Genomic DNA, 13,004 nt, shown 5'->3' on the forward strand with positions numbered 1-13,004 from the left:
CCCTCCCGGCGGGCATGCTGGGAGGGTGAAAGAACTGTTCGCCGATCTCGACCGCTGGCGCGACGCCGGCGCCCGGGTGGCGATCGCCAGGGTCGTCGACCTCGAAGGGTCCGGCCCGAGGCTTCCCGGTGCCGCGATGGCGGTCACCGAGCACGGCGAGGTCACCGGTTCGGTGTCCGGTGGCTGTGTCGAGGGCGCGGTCGTGGTCGAGGCGCTCGACGTGATCGCCACCGGCGAGCGGCGCATGGTCACATTCGGCTACAGCGACGATGAAGCGTTCGCGGTCGGCTTGACCTGTGGCGGCACGATCCATCTCTTCATCGAGCCGCTCGACTGGTGATCGTGTGAACCAACCGTCGATCTACCGCTCGTTGCGCGACGCCGTCAGGGCCGAGGAACCGGTCGCTCTCGCCACGATCGTCGAGGGGCCGCACACCGGCGCGAAGCTGCTGGTGCGCCCCGGCGGTGCCGTCGACGGCACCCTCGGCAATGCCGACATCGATCGGGTCGTGGCCCGCGACGCGCTCGGCGAGCTGGCGGCGGGACGGTCGGGGATCCGCCACTACGGCGAGCGGGGTGAGGCCCGCGAGGGCGTGGTCGCGGTCTTCATCGAGAGCTTCGCGGCGCCGCCCAAGATGCTGATCTTCGGAGCCGTCGACTTCACTGCGGCGCTCGCCCGGGTCGCGAAGGTGCTCGGCTATCGGGTCACGGTCTGCGATGCCCGCGAGGTCTTCGCCACCGCGGCGCGGTTCCCGATGGCCGACGAGGTCGTCGTCGACTGGCCCGATCGGCTCCTGGCCGCCGTGGGCGACGATCTGGGGCCACGCGACGCGGTGTGCGTCCTCACCCACGACGCCAAGTTCGACGTGCCCGCGGTGACGGCGGCACTCGCCACCGACGTCGGCTACATCGGCGTGATGGGCAGCCGACGCACCCACGACGACCGGACGACCCGCCTCCGGGACGCGGGGGTCGACCAGGCCGGACTCGACCGGCTCCGATCGCCCATCGGGCTCGACATCGGCGCCCGCACGCCCGAGGAGACGGCGATCTCGATCGTCGCCGAGATCATCGGCCGGCGAACGGGGCGGGATGCTCGGGCCCTGTCCGACGCCGACGGCCCCATCCACGACTGAGTCGTCCGCCCCGAGGCCTGTCGGCCCGGCGAGGACGAGGTCGGCTACGCCTTGGGGAGCGCCACGAAGGCGACACTGATGTAGTGCAGCGTGGCGCCGCCGATCACCAGGAGGTGGAACACCTCGTGGTACCCGAAGGTGCGGGGCCAGGGGTTGGGACGGCGGAAGGCGTAGACGATCGCGCCCACCGTGTAGAGCAGCCCGCCCACGGCCACGAGGGTGAATCCGGCGACGCCGAGCGAGCGCCACATGTCGAACATCACGAAGACGGCGACCCATCCGACGGCGACATAGGGGGCCGCTGCGAGTGGCTTGGGCGCGTCGTGCCAGATGTTGCGGATGACGATGCCGACGATCGCGCCGATCCAGACGAGGGGCAGCACGACCTTCGCCACGTCGGACGACAACGCGAAGACGGCGAGCGGCGTGTAGGTGCCGGCGATCGCGATGAAGATCATCGAGTGGTCGAGACGCTTCATCCGCAACCGGCCCGTCGGCGACCAGTCGACGCGGTGGTAGAGCGCGCTGATGCCGAAGAGTGCGGCGATCGCGGTGGCATAGAGGGCGGTGACGAAGCGGGGGAGCACCCCGGGCGCTGCCACGATCATGATCGGCAGCAGGGTGAGGGCGACGACGAATGCGTATTCGTGCGAGCGGCCCCGCAGGTGGGGGCGCAGTGCATCGGGGTCGACACGAGTGGTCATGGCTCCAGCCTGCCACGTGTCAGGGGCGATACCGTCGTCAGCCGAGTCCGGGGAGGCGGCCGGGGTCGTCGGGGTCGACGCCGGGGGGAGGCGACAGCGGGGGAGGCGACGACGGCGGGTTGTTCGCCCCGGCCCGCATGTGGAAGCTCTGGCGCCAGTCGACCTGGGTCGTGCCGTCGATCGAGAGCTGCCACGTGTAGCTCTTGCCGGGAGTCGCCGGTACGGCCGGGAAGTTGATCGCCAACGGGACCGACAGGGGGGTGCCGGGCTTCAGCCCGGCCGGTCGTCCTGCCTCGAAGCGGCCGTGGACGACGAGCGGCTTCTCCCGCACCGTCAGCGGATGGCCGTCTTCGTCGAGCAGGTCGAGCCGCCAGGTGTGGGGCACGTTGGCGCGGTCCCACGGCACCTCGATGCGGATGGCGATCCCGATCGGCTGCGGACGTGGCCCCATGGCGGTGATGCCGCCGCCGAGGATGTAGAGCTTGCCGTCGGCCACCTGGGCCGAATCGGCCAGCAGCATCGTGACCCGGACCGCCGGTGGTCGGTCGGGCGAGACCTGCGTCGTGGGATCCTGGCTCGAGTCCATCCGACGCACCCTATGCCCGTCATCGGTGCCCGCGTCACCCGTTGGCGTGGCACCGGGCCGACCGGCCGCCAGACTGGGGCGATGTCGACCTATGTACCGCCCGTCACCACGACTGCGGCGGTGATCCTCGCCGCCGGCGCGGGCAGCCGCTTCGCCGGCCCCGACCACAAGCTGCTGACCGTCGTGCGAGGCAAGCCCATCGTGCGGCACGCGGTCGATGCGGCGCGGGCCGCCGGTTTCGACGAGGTCATCGTGGTGAGCGGGTCTGTCGACCTCGTGCCGGTGATGCCCGACGACGTCACGATCCTCCACAACGAACGCTGGGAGGACGGCCAATCCACCTCGTTGCGGGCCGCGACCATGTACGCCGATTCCCGCGGCCACCGCACGATCGTCGTCGGGCTCGGCGACCAGCCGGGCGTGCCGACCGAGTGCTGGCAGGCCGTCGCCGCCGCCGGCAGCGACATCGCCGCCGCCGACTTCGGCAACGGCAAGCGTCCGCCCGTGAAGCTGACCGACGCCATGTGGTCCTCGTTGCCGGTGTCGGGCGACGAAGGGGCGCGGGCGCTCATGCGCGAACGGCCCGAGATGGTCGAGTCGGTGCCGTGTGAGGGCAACGAAGCCGATGTCGACACGCTCGAGGACCTCCGCCGGTGGAGCTGACCAACAGCTTCGACGTCGCGCGTCCGGTCGAAGAGACCTGGGCGGCGCTCACCGACGTCGAACTGATCGCGCCCTGCCTGCCCGGCGCCCATCTGCACGAGGTGGAGAACGGCGAGTACCGCGGCGTGGTGAAGGTGCGCCTCGGCCGCATCGTCACCGAGTTCGCCGGTTCGGCGACCATCGTCGAGCAGAACGCGATCGACCACAAGATCGTGGTCAACGGACAGGGCCTCGATGCGCAGGGCGAGGGACGCGCCGAGGCATTGGTGACCGCCAAGCTCGAACCGATCAACGACACCACCACCCGTGTGCTGGTCGACACCGACCTCACCCTCACCGGCCGTGTCGCCCAACTCGGCAAGGGCGTGCTCCCCGAGGTCAGCGCCAACCTGATGACGCAGTTCGCCGACAACCTCGCCGCGGCGCTCGACGGCACCCGCACCGATCCCGCCCGGGCCGAGACCAATGGCGACGGGTCGGCTCGTCGCCGAATCGAGATGCCCGAACCCGAGGCGATCGACCTGTTGGACGCGGCCCGCACGCCCGTGTTGAAGCGCATCGCCGTCATCGTCGCGATCGTGTTGGTGGTGCGCTGGTGGTTGCGCCGATGAGCGTGTCGGCCGCCGACCGGGCCAGGGTCGAGGAGCTGCTCGGCCGACCGCCGGGCGGCGACTTCGAGATCGTGGTCCGTGACGAGTCCGGCGACCCCGTCGTCCTGCGCAATGCGCCCCTGCTGGTCGGCGGTCGCCCGATGCCGACGCTCTATTGGCTGTGCGGCGAGCGGGTGCGCAAGGAGATCGGTCGCCTGGAGGCCGACGGTGGTGTCCGTCGGGCCGAGGAGGCGGTCGACGCCGACGAGCTCGCGGCTGCCCACGCCCGCTACGCCGCCGAACGCGACGCCCTGCTCCCGGACGATCACCAGGGCCCGGCGCCGTCCGACGGCGTCGGCGGCACCCGCCGCGGGGTGAAGTGCCTGCATGCCCACTACGCCTGGTACCTCGCCGGCGGCGACGACCCCGTCGGCCGGTGGGTCGCCCGGCAACTCGCCGAATCGCGTGCCGATGCGCCTTCCGAACGGGGAACCGAGGACTCCGAATGACCGCTCCTGTCGCCGCGATCGATTGCGGTACCAACTCGACCCGGCTGCTCGTGCACGACGGGACCGCCACGATCGAACGGCTGATGACCATCACGAAGCTCGGCGAGGGGGTCGACGCCAACGGCCGCCTGAGCCCGGCCGCGATCGAGCGGACCCTCGCCGCCCTGCGCGAGTACCGCACCGTCATGGACCGACACGGCGTCGAGCGGGTGCGGATCACCGCGACGTCGGCGGCCCGCGACGCTGCGAATGCCGACGAGTTCTTCGACGCCGCCGAGGCCGTGGTGGGCACCCGCCCCGAGCTGCTCAGTGGTCTCGAGGAGGGCCGGCTCTCGTTCCGGGGAGCGACGGCCGATCTCGATCCGGCCGACGGCCCGTTCCTGGTCTTCGACATCGGTGGCGGTTCCACCGAGTTCGCCTTCGGATCGACCGAGGCGACATCGGCGATGTCGCTCGACATCGGCTGTGTGCGGCTCAGCGAGAAGTACATCGAGACCGATCCGCCGCTGCCCGAGGAGCTGCTCGCCTGTCTCTCGATCACCGAAGCCCATCTCGACGACGTCGCTCGGGAGATGCCGGAGTCGTTCGGGGCGGCGACGTTCGTCGGCCTGGCCGGCACGGTGTCGGCGGCGGCGATGGTCGAGATCGGTCTGCCCGAGTACGACCGCGACCGGGTCCACCACTTCCGCCTGACCAAGGAGGCGGCCGAAGACGTGTATCGCACCGTGGCGATGGAGAACCGTGCCGACCGGGCCCACAACCCCGGCCTCGAGCCGGGGCGGGTCGACACGATCGTCGCCGGCATGAGCATCCTGGTGCGGATCATGCGCTATTTCGGGATCGAGGAGGTGCTCGTGAGCGAGGCCGACATCCTCGACGGCCTGGCATTCTCGCTGTTCGACGCCTGACTGCCCTACGATCACCGGCCGTGACCACGCTGTTTGGACGCCGAGTCCTTCTTCGCCCGCTCGAGGCCGGCGACTTCGCGAAGTGGCAGGAAGTGCGGCGTCGCAACACCGACTGGCTCACCAAGTGGGAGCCGGCACGGCTACCGGGTTCGCCCGACGTGGTGGAGGACGCCCACGCCTTCGGTGTGCGCTGCTCGGCCCGCCAGCGTGAGCGCCAACTCGGCAGCGGCTACGGCTTCGGGATCTTCGTCGACGGTGTGTTCGGCGGTGAGATCAACCTCAACTCGATCCAGCGGGGTCCGTTCCAGTCGGCCTATGTCGGCTACTGGATCGACGAGGCGATGGCCGGCAACGGCTACACGCCCGAGGCGTTCGTCGTCGCCGCCCGTTTCGCGTTCGAGGACCTCAACCTGCATCGCATCCAGGCGGCGATCGTGCCTCGGAACTCGGCCAGTCGGCGGGTGGCCGAGAAGCTCCGCCTTCGCAACGAGGGTACGGCCGAGCGCTACCTCGAGATCAACGGCGTGTGGGAGGACCACGTCCGCTACGCCATGACCTCCGAGGAATGGGAGACCCGCAAGGACGAACTCATCCGCGAGTGGATCGACTACTGACCAGTCTCTTCGTTCTGTGAGCTTGAACGCCGCTGACAGCGGCGTTCAAGCTCACAGAAGGGCCTGTTTGTGGACCTTGCCCATGGCGTTGCGGGGGAGTGAGGGGCGGACGTCGATGACGGCGGGGATCTTGTAGGCGGCGAGGTGTTCGGCGCAGTGGGTGCGGATGTCGTCGAGATCGGGGTCGTCGACGGCGGCGACGATCGAGGCGGCGACCCGTTGGCCGAGCCGCTCGTCGGGCACCCCGTAGACGGCCACCTCGGCGACGTGGGGGTGGTTGGCCATCACCGTCTCGACCTCGACGGGGTAGACGTTGGCGCCACCGCGCAGGATCAGCTCAGACCGGCGGCCGCTGATGGTCAAGCGGCCATTGGTGTCGAGCATGCCGATGTCGCCGGTGTGGAGTGCCCCGCCGCGCAGGAGCTCGCGGGTCGACTCGGGACGACGCCAGTAGCCGAGCGTGGGAGTCCAGCTGCCCGCCCACGCGCCGGTCGTCGCAGGAAGGACGCAGATCTCGCCTTCGGTCCCGGGAGCCACCGGTCGATCGTCGTCGTCAACGATACGCAGGCCGAGGAGGGGCAGCGGATAGCCGGCGGCGACCTCGTCGATGTCCTCCTCGGCCGATTCGCGCACGATCCCGCTCGGCGCCTCGGACAGGCCATAGCCGCTGATGGCCCGGATGCCGAACTTCTCGCGGAAGGCCCGTCGCAGGGGCGCCGGGGTCCCGGCCCCGCCGACGATGATGCTCTCGAGCGAGCGGAGGGACGCGGGATCGATCTCGGGGCGGTGGACCAGGTCGTGCAGGATCGTGGGGACCAGCGTCGTGCGGGTGACCTGGTGACGCTCGACCTCCGCGGCGAACTCGGCGGCATGGGTGCTGTGGAGGACGACTCCGGTCGTGCCGCGGACCCACGCCGACACCACGCCGAGCACCAGCATGTTGAGGATGGTGTGGGCGAGCGGTGTGCCCTGACGGTCGTGGGCGACGGGTGGGTGGAGCTCCACGGTGACGAGCCCCGGCCACATGAGGTTGTGCTGGCTGTGCACCGCGCCCTTGGGACGCCCGGTGGTACCCGAGGTGTAGGCGATCGCCGCCGGCGCATGGGGGTCGTGGTCGATCGCCGGCGCGGCATGGGGATCGGCCCGACCGACCAGCGCGCCCCATTCGTCGAACGAGACGTCTCGTCGCCCGGGGGTGTGTCCGACCTCGTCGAGCACCTCGCGGGTCGCGACGAAGACGCTCGCGCCCGAATCGTCGAGGAGGAAGCGCTTCTCGGGCGCGGCGAGGGGCAGGTTGATGCCGAGCCAGACGCCACCGGTGAGCTGGGTGCCGAGGAATCCGATGGGGAGCTCGGCGCAGTTGGGGAGCGACCATGCGACCCGGTCGCCGGGCCGCACGCCGAGGTCGTGCAGCACCGCCGCGGCCCGTCGGGCGTCGTCGCTCAGCGCGAGCCGGTTCCAGGTCCGGTCGCCGTCGATCAGGGCGAGGCGGTCGGGGTCGTCGGGGCGCTCGGGAACGAGGTCGGTGAGGAGGCTCGACCCGAACGGGTACGGGTTCGGTGCGGGCCGGCGAACCAGGCCGGTCTCCTCGTCGATGTCGAGCGCCACGCTGCCGGTCAGCTCTTGGAGCTGATGTTCGCCTGGAGGCGGGCGACGAGCTCGCGGAAGTCGCCCTGCTCCATCGACCACAGCTGGGGCCAGAGCTCGTGGTCGACCGCGGCGTCGGACTCCGACACCGTGTCGAGGGTGAGGATCGATGCCTTGGTGCGGGCATTGAGTTCCTTGCCCTGCCCGGCGGCGACGGCGGCGAGGGCGACGGCGTCGTCGATCAGGGTCTCGTCGTCGACGACCTTCCACACGATCCCGAGTTCTTTGGCCTCTTCGGCCTGCACGACCTCGCCGAAGAGCACCATGGCCATGGTGGTCTGGCGCCCCACGATCGAGCGCAGGCGCCAGGTGTGGCCGCCGCCCGGATGCAGGGCGATCTGGAGGAAGCGGGAGTCGAACCGGGCCCGTTCGCGGGCGGCGAGGACGATGTCGCAGGCCAGGACCATGTTGAAGCCGGCGCCGACCGCGGCACCGTTGACCGCGGCGATGGTGGGCAGCGAGGTGTGGGCGATGCGCAGGAAGCCCTCGTAGATCTTCTTCATCCCCGCTTCGCCCTGCTCGGCGAGGAGGTCGTCGAGGTCGGCGCCGGCGCAGAAGCCCTTGCCCGCGCCGGTGACGACCATCGCGCCGATGCCGTCGTCGGCCTCCCATGCGTCGAGCACGTCGGCGATCTCGTCGTTCATCGCCAGGGTGATGGCGTTGCGCTTGTCGGGATCGTTGAGGGTGAGGATGCCGACGCGGTCTCGGACTTCGGTCTCGATGAGGGACATGGCTGGCATTCTGGCAGCTCGGCCGTACGGTGAGGCGGTGTCGGAAGAGGTCGTGACGAGAGCCGAGGGCGGGCCCGAGGAAAGCGCAGCGGTGCCCGGCATCTTCGCGGCGCTGCGGCACCGCAACTTCCTGATCGTCTGGCTCGCTGCGATCGTCTCCAACGCCGGCCGGTTCTTCCAGGCGGTCGCCGTGCCCCTGGTCATCTACGAGCTGACCGACAGCGCCGCGTGGGTCGGTCTCGCCGGCTTCGCACAGCTCTTGCCGACTGCGCTTCTCGGCCCGCTCGCCGGGGCCATCGCCGACCGCTACCAGCGGCGCAACATCCTGATCGTCACGCAGACGCTGCAGGCCGTGGCGAGCCTGATGTTCGTCGCTATGTGGTTCGGAGGGGTCCGTTCGCCGACCGCGTATGTCGCTGCCTCGGTGTTGGCCGGCGCCGCCGCGGGGCTGAACCTGCCGGCCTGGCAGGCCTTCGTCGCCGATCTCGTCCCGCGCGACACGATGATGAGCGCCATCACGTTGAACAGCGCCCAGTTCAACCTGGCCCGCCTTCTGGGCCCACTCGGTGCGGGCGTCGTGATCAAGGTGTGGGGTCCCGGGTGGGCGTTCCTGGTCAACGCCGTGAGTTTCGCGACGATCATCGTGGCGTTGCTGGCGGTTTCGGTTCCCTACGTCGATCGTGATCGGTCGCAGCGGATGCGTCCGCTGCGCGAGTTCATCGCTGCGTTCCGGTTCGCCCGGACCCGCCCCGGCATCATCACGGCGATCGGCACCGTCACCTTGATCGGCTTCTTCGGTCTCGCCAGCCAGACCATGTCCGTCGCGCTCGCCGAAGAGGTCTTCGAGGTCGAGGCCGGCTTCGCCCAGATGCTGTTCGCGGCGGGGCTCGGCGCCGTCATCGCGTCGCCGGGCGTGGCCTGGGTGGCGAAGTTCACGAAGCGATCGGTGATCCAGCAGTACGCGCTCGTGCTCTACGGCATCGGCATCGTGGTCGCGGGTGTCGCCCCGACATTCCTGCTCGCCCAGGGCGGCCTGTTCCTGATGGGCATGGCCCACATCGCGTCGGCGTCCACGCTCAACACGTCGATCCAGTTGCAAGTCGACGAGTCGGTGCGGGCGAAGGTGCTGTCGGTCTATCTGACCACGCTGCTCATCGCGAACCCGCTCGGTCAGCTCGCGCTCGGTCAGGCGATCGAACGGGTCGGGGCCCGTGAGACCTTCGTGGTGGCCGGTGCCGTGCTCATCGTCGTCGCGGTGGTCCTCACCGTCACCGGTCGACTCGAGGGTCTCGACGACGAGGTCCACACCACGTAGGCAGCGCCACCTCAGCGACGAGGACGGCTACCAGCCCGGGTCGTCGTCCTCGTCGCTGAGGTAGCGCTGACCGTCGTCGCAGTCGGCCTTGGCCGGGCACCAGCGGCAGGCCGGGCCGGGCGCGGTCGTGGCCGGTCGGCCGCCCGAGGTCAGGTCGAGGACCCGGGCGATGCCGTCGGTGATGCGGGCGACGGTGGAGAACAGGAGATTCTCGGTCACGTCCTCGGGGAGGAAGCGGCCCTGGTCGAGGTAGTAGGTGGCCAGGCGACGGGGTGGCGTGCCGAGGCGGATCGCCTCGAGCAGGGCATAGAACCGGAGGTCGTCGAGGTGCTGGGGGGCGAACCCGCCGGTCTTCAGGTCGATCAGCACCTTGCCGGCGACGTCGCCTTCGGCCTGGCCGAGCGCCAGGTCGACCTTGCCGCTGAGCACGAAGCGGTCGTGGATCTCGAGCCGGAGGCGGCTCTCGGTGGCCGGCCGCCAGCCGGGCTTGAGCGGTGGGAAGCACTCGAGGAACTTGACGACGCGATCGTTGGCTTCTGCTCGGAGTTCGGCCCGCTCGACCTCGGTCGCCTGCTGGAGCCAGTCGGCGAGCCCGTCGATGCCTTCGGAGAGGCGGCTGATCGATTCGTCGACGAGCACGAGCGGCTCGGGTTCACGGCGCCAGTGGATGCTGAGCTCGATCGCCTTGTGGGCGATGGTCCCGCGCGCGATCGGGACCGACCACGCGAACTCTTCGGCTTCCTCGGCGAGGAAGCGGCGTTCGCAGCCCATGATGCGGCCGAGCATGTGTTTGGAGACGAACATGTTGTCGCCGGGTTTCGCGTCCTTGCGTTGGTCGACGAGCTCGACGAGCGGCGCGAGCCCGTCTTCGAGTTCGCGGCGGAGCTGATGCCGCAGAACGGCGTCGAAGCGGGGACGTTCGTCGCGGTTGGCGCCGAGCTGGGCGAGGACGTCTTGTTGCGCGGGGTTCAGCTCGACCGGTGTCTCCACCCGGGCACTGTTGCACACGCGGCGACGTCTCCGCGGGGACGTCCCCGCGGGGACGTTTCGGGCCGGTCCGCGCGATCGTCGCCACTGCCCGTGACTGTCACACGGCCTCGGCAGTATGACCGCCATGGAGGCCACGTCTTTGAAGTTCGCCAACGCCGCCCGGAGCCTCGGGCAGGCCGCGCGTCTTCGTGATCTGGTCGTGCCCGGGTTCCGCTCGCCGCCCGGCATCGAGGGGGTGTCGCGCACCTTGCGACGGCGGCGAGGCGTCCCGTCGGTCGCGGTGCGGCTCAAGGGGCGACCGTGGTCGGCGGTGCTGGCCGACATGATCGAGGGCGTCGTCGCCGCCAACGACCTGTCGGGAACGAAGGCCGACCGGGCCCGCGCCGCACTCTGGCTGGCGGTGGAGGATCCGGCCGCTCAGGCGAGCGCGTCGGAGGAGTCCGGGCCCGAACCGTGTGTCTCGAAGCGTCCGCGGCCGGCCCGTTTCGCGTCGTAGAGGGCGGCATCGGCCATCTGGAGCAGTGCTTCCGCCGACGTCGGCTCGTCGGGCAACGCGATCCCGATGCTGATGCCCAGGCGGTGTTCCCGTCCGCCCGACTCGAACGGCTCCTCGAAGCCCTCGAGGATGCGCTCGGCGATGCGCTCCACATCGGCGGGGGATTCCGCGCCGGGAATGACGGCGGTGAACTCGTCGCCGCCCAACCGGGCCAGGATGTCGTGCGGGCGAAGCCGGCCGAGAATGCGTCGGGCCGCCAGCTGGATGACGGCGTCGCCGGTCGCGTGCCCGAACTCGTCGTTGATCTCCTTGAAGCGGTCGAGATCCATGAACAACACCGCGACCTCACGCGGGTGTTCGTCCACCGCCTCCGCGAGTCGCCGACCGAACTCCTGCCGGTTGGCCATGCCCGTCAGCGGGTCGTGTGCGGCCTCGTGCGCCAGGCGGGCGTTGAGCTCCCGCAGCTGGGCGGTGGTCTCGAGGTTGACCGCGGCGTAGTACGCCGCGCGCTCGTCAGCTCCTCGGTTGATGAATGCCAGCACAGCGCTGAACGGAAGGGCGTAGAGCACGATGAAGCCCACGGTCCGGCTCACGCCGCCGCCCTGTTGGATCAACGCGACGGCACCGATGCCGGCGACCGGCAGTTGGAACGCCCAGAACATGCGTGGCACCGATGCCGTGAAGATGGCGTTGACGGCCAGGGTCGAGAGCAGCATCATCCCGATCACCGAGCGCCAGGCGTCGGTGTCCGGCACCACGAGGGCACCGAGCGATCCCCATGCGCACCCGGCGACGAACAGCACCGCGGCGAGTTCGGTCGCCGCCGCCTCGGCCCGGCTGCGGTTGCCGCGGTAGCGGACGACGACCAGCAGCATCATCACCGACGTGGCCGTGACCATCCCCAACCAGCCGAGAAGCCGGGCGTGGTCGGCGTGTCCCCACAGGAGAACCACCCAGCTGAGCGCGGTCAGCGGGGCAAGGGTGGCGACCACGACGTTGAGTCGCAGCGCCGTGTCGGCCAACGTTCGATCCACCGAGGCGCGCACCTCCGCAGTCGTTTCGGGAAGGCTCGGGCGGAGCCAACCGACGATCAGGCGGATGCGGGACACGCCGCAGCTTCGGTTCGTGCCGGTCGAATCTGAGTCGGGGCGCACCCCTGGGGACCGTCGGAGTGTGGCCGTTACTCTGTCGCAATCCCCTGCGAACAGGAGTGCGCATGCGACGGTTTCGGCGAATCCTGGTGGTCCCGGTGACGACCGCGGTCGAACCGCCGGCCGCGTTGACCGAGGCGGTTGCACTGGGCGAGGCCTCCGGGGCCGACGTGCGGGTGCTCGGCCATCTCGAACCGCTCAGCGATGTCGAACAGCAGGCCGCCGACGCCGCCGGTGTCGCCGACCTGCTGGACCGTGCCATCTCCGCGGTCGAGCAGCGCCTGGTCGACTGGGTCGAACGGATCGACGCGTCGTCGGTGACGGTCGAGGTCGCCGTCGGGTCGCTGTCGGCGATCGCCGCGGACGCGGTCGAGTCGGGTGGGCACGACCTCGTGATCGTCGCCGCGGATCGCAGCGTCGAGAGTGCGGCCGCCTCGCTCCGAATCGTGCGGGGCGCGCCCTGCCCGGTCTGGTTGCTGCGCCCGGGATTCGAGGGCTCGTGTGTGCTCGCCGCCCTCGATCTCGATGCCGATGCCGAACTCAACCGACTGATTCTCGATCTCGCGAGCTCTCAGGCCGAGCTGCACGGGGGCCGGGTGCGGGTCATGCACGCGTGGCAGACCGGTCACCTCGAGCTCTTGGCGCGCGCCGCCGACCATCGTCTCGACCACAAGACGGAGTCCGACATCGTGTCTGCGGTCGAGTGGGCCCATCGGCAGTCGCTCGACGAGCTGCTGTTCGACCGTGACGATGTCGGCGATGTGCACCTCGTCGACGGAAGTCCCGGCCGATCGATCCTTGCGCTCGCCGACCTCTACCGGGCCGACCTCGTGGTCATGGGGGCCGGCGATGTGAGCGCCGGATCGTCCGAGCTCGGGACCACCGCTGAGCAGGTGCTGGCCGATGGCGAGTGTTCCGTGCTCGTCGTGCGCGGCTCGGGACCGGCCCGCTCGGTCAGCTGAAC

16 protein-coding genes are annotated in these 13,004 nt (G+C 70.2%); 10 read left to right on the plus strand and 6 right to left on the minus strand.

The genetic code is table 11. The features are described from left to right. Nucleotides 1-25 precede the first annotated feature (25 nt). Together R2707_00960 and R2707_00965 are read left to right on the plus strand one after the other, a co-directional pair. A complete protein-coding gene (locus tag R2707_00960) occupies nucleotides 26-340 on the plus strand; it encodes an XdhC family protein (GenBank protein ID MEZ5243638.1) in 315 nt (104 codons plus the stop codon). Nucleotides 341-344: 4 nt separating this feature from the next. Then, the gene (locus R2707_00965; protein ID MEZ5243639.1) at nucleotides 345-1,136 is read left to right on the plus strand and encodes an XdhC/CoxI family protein; all 792 of its coding nucleotides are present in this window, start codon (nucleotides 345-347) and stop codon (nucleotides 1,134-1,136) included. 44 nt (nucleotides 1,137-1,180) lie between these two features. On the opposite strand, the gene R2707_00970 is transcribed toward R2707_00965, so the two are convergent. Beyond that, nucleotides 1,181-1,840 carry a hemolysin III family protein gene (locus R2707_00970; GenBank protein ID MEZ5243640.1) on the minus strand — a complete coding sequence of 220 codons (660 nt, stop codon included), beginning with the start codon at nucleotides 1,838-1,840 and terminating at the stop codon, nucleotides 1,181-1,183. A gap of 37 nt (nucleotides 1,841-1,877) precedes the next feature. Next, entirely contained in the window at nucleotides 1,878-2,426 is a 549-nt protein-coding gene (locus R2707_00975; GenBank protein MEZ5243641.1) for a hypothetical protein, read from the minus strand. Between the two features lie 81 nt (nucleotides 2,427-2,507). Between R2707_00975 and R2707_00980 the strand changes: the two genes are divergently transcribed. The 5 genes from R2707_00980 to R2707_01000 are packed head-to-tail and all read left to right on the plus strand — an operon-like array spanning nucleotide 2,508 to nucleotide 5,710. Next, a complete protein-coding gene (locus tag R2707_00980) occupies nucleotides 2,508-3,089 on the plus strand; it encodes a nucleotidyltransferase family protein (GenBank protein ID MEZ5243642.1) in 582 nt (193 codons plus the stop codon). Beyond that, the gene (locus tag R2707_00985; protein MEZ5243643.1) at nucleotides 3,080-3,700 is read left to right on the plus strand and encodes an SRPBCC family protein; all 621 of its coding nucleotides are present in this window, start codon (nucleotides 3,080-3,082) and stop codon (nucleotides 3,698-3,700) included. Before R2707_00980 ends, R2707_00985 begins: the two co-directional genes overlap by 10 nt. Further along, a complete protein-coding gene (locus tag R2707_00990) occupies nucleotides 3,697-4,188 on the plus strand; it encodes a DUF501 domain-containing protein (GenBank protein MEZ5243644.1) in 492 nt (163 codons plus the stop codon). The genes R2707_00985 and R2707_00990 overlap by 4 nt, the downstream gene beginning before the upstream one ends. After that, nucleotides 4,185-5,096 (plus strand): Ppx/GppA phosphatase family protein, encoded by a 912-nt coding sequence (locus R2707_00995; protein MEZ5243645.1) that lies wholly within the window; start codon nucleotides 4,185-4,187, stop codon nucleotides 5,094-5,096. The genes R2707_00990 and R2707_00995 overlap by 4 nt, the downstream gene beginning before the upstream one ends. Before the next feature lie 20 nt (nucleotides 5,097-5,116). Next, nucleotides 5,117-5,710 carry a GNAT family protein gene (locus R2707_01000; protein ID MEZ5243646.1) on the plus strand — a complete coding sequence of 198 codons (594 nt, stop codon included), beginning with the start codon at nucleotides 5,117-5,119 and terminating at the stop codon, nucleotides 5,708-5,710. Nucleotides 5,711-5,761: 51 nt separating this feature from the next. Here R2707_01000 and R2707_01005 read toward each other — a convergent pair whose 3' ends face one another. Together R2707_01005 and R2707_01010 are read right to left on the minus strand one after the other, a co-directional pair. Then, the gene (locus tag R2707_01005) at nucleotides 5,762-7,318 is read right to left on the minus strand and encodes an AMP-binding protein (protein ID MEZ5243647.1); all 1,557 of its coding nucleotides are present in this window, start codon (nucleotides 7,316-7,318) and stop codon (nucleotides 5,762-5,764) included. A gap of 8 nt (nucleotides 7,319-7,326) precedes the next feature. Then, nucleotides 7,327-8,088: an enoyl-CoA hydratase-related protein gene (locus R2707_01010; protein ID MEZ5243648.1), complete on the minus strand. Its 762-nt coding sequence runs from the start codon at nucleotides 8,086-8,088 to the stop codon at nucleotides 7,327-7,329. Between the two features lie 37 nt (nucleotides 8,089-8,125). Here R2707_01010 and R2707_01015 point away from each other — a divergent pair, with 37 nt between their 5' ends. Beyond that, nucleotides 8,126-9,403 carry an MFS transporter gene (locus R2707_01015; protein MEZ5243649.1) on the plus strand — a complete coding sequence of 426 codons (1,278 nt, stop codon included), beginning with the start codon at nucleotides 8,126-8,128 and terminating at the stop codon, nucleotides 9,401-9,403. Between the two features lie 27 nt (nucleotides 9,404-9,430). Here the strand turns inward: R2707_01015 and R2707_01020 are convergent, their stop codons facing one another. Beyond that, nucleotides 9,431-10,393 (minus strand): PD-(D/E)XK nuclease family protein, encoded by a 963-nt coding sequence (locus R2707_01020; GenBank protein MEZ5243650.1) that lies wholly within the window; start codon nucleotides 10,391-10,393, stop codon nucleotides 9,431-9,433. Between the two features lie 124 nt (nucleotides 10,394-10,517). On the opposite strand from R2707_01020, the gene R2707_01025 reads away from it, so the two are divergent. Further along, on the plus strand, nucleotides 10,518-10,889 hold the full coding sequence (locus tag R2707_01025) for a hypothetical protein (protein MEZ5243651.1): 372 nt from the start codon (nucleotides 10,518-10,520) through the stop codon (nucleotides 10,887-10,889). Here R2707_01025 and R2707_01030 read toward each other — a convergent pair. After that, nucleotides 10,811-11,998 (minus strand): GGDEF domain-containing protein, encoded by a 1,188-nt coding sequence (locus R2707_01030; protein MEZ5243652.1) that lies wholly within the window; start codon nucleotides 11,996-11,998, stop codon nucleotides 10,811-10,813. The two genes, R2707_01025 and R2707_01030, sit on opposite strands and share 79 nt — an antisense overlap. 107 nt (nucleotides 11,999-12,105) lie before the next feature. Here R2707_01030 and R2707_01035 point away from each other — a divergent pair, with 107 nt between their 5' ends. Then, nucleotides 12,106-13,002, plus strand: coding sequence for a universal stress protein (locus tag R2707_01035; protein MEZ5243653.1), 897 nt, complete (start codon nucleotides 12,106-12,108; stop codon nucleotides 13,000-13,002). Nucleotides 13,003-13,004 lie beyond the last annotated feature (2 nt).

Source organism: Acidimicrobiales bacterium (assembly GCA_041394245.1).
In the GTDB taxonomy this organism is placed as follows: Bacteria; Actinomycetota; Acidimicrobiia; order Acidimicrobiales; family Aldehydirespiratoraceae; genus JAJRXC01.

Bases quoted from the DNA above. Each gene is read 5' to 3' on its own strand.
- R2707_01010 (MEZ5243648.1), bottom strand. From the start codon at position 8,088: ATGTCCCTCATCGAGACCGAAGTCCGAGACCGCGTCGGCATCCTCACC.
- R2707_01035 (MEZ5243653.1), top strand. From the start codon at position 12,106: ATGCGACGGTTTCGGCGAATCCTGGTGGTCCCGGTGACGACCGCGGTC.
- R2707_00980 (MEZ5243642.1), top strand. From the start codon at position 2,508: ATGTCGACCTATGTACCGCCCGTCACCACGACTGCGGCGGTGATCCTC.
- R2707_00995 (MEZ5243645.1), top strand. From the start codon at position 4,185: ATGACCGCTCCTGTCGCCGCGATCGATTGCGGTACCAACTCGACCCGG.
- R2707_00970 (MEZ5243640.1), bottom strand. From the start codon at position 1,840: ATGACCACTCGTGTCGACCCCGATGCACTGCGCCCCCACCTGCGGGGC.
- R2707_00975 (MEZ5243641.1), bottom strand. From the start codon at position 2,426: ATGGACTCGAGCCAGGATCCCACGACGCAGGTCTCGCCCGACCGACCA.
- R2707_01025 (MEZ5243651.1), top strand. From the start codon at position 10,518: ATGGAGGCCACGTCTTTGAAGTTCGCCAACGCCGCCCGGAGCCTCGGG.
- R2707_00990 (MEZ5243644.1), top strand. From the start codon at position 3,697: ATGAGCGTGTCGGCCGCCGACCGGGCCAGGGTCGAGGAGCTGCTCGGC.